1 protein-coding gene is annotated in these 250 nt (G+C 67.2%); it reads left to right on the top strand.

The genetic code is table 11. The annotated features are described in order from the left end of the window. Positions 1-250, top strand: a 250-nt coding sequence (locus tag IG84_RS38620; protein ID WP_037801506.1) for a cobalamin-dependent protein, incomplete at both ends; no start/stop codon positions are given.

Genomic DNA, 250 nt, shown 5'->3' on the forward strand with positions numbered 1-250 from the left:
CGCGATCCTGGAGGCCGCCGAGGAGCACAAGGCCGATGTCATCGGCATGTCCGGCCTGCTGGTCAAGTCCACGGTGATCATGAAGGAGAACCTGGAGGAGCTGAACCAGCGCAAGATGGCGGCCGACTTCCCCGTCATCCTCGGCGGCGCCGCGCTGACCCGTGCGTACGTCGAGCAGGACCTGCACGAGATCTACGAGGGCGAGGTCCGCTACGCCCGCGACGCGTTCGAGGGCCTGCGCCTGATGGAC

It is taken from the genome of Streptomyces ochraceiscleroticus (genome assembly GCF_000720485.1).
Taxonomy (GTDB): Bacteria; Actinomycetota; Actinomycetes; order Streptomycetales; family Streptomycetaceae; genus Streptomyces; species Streptomyces ochraceiscleroticus.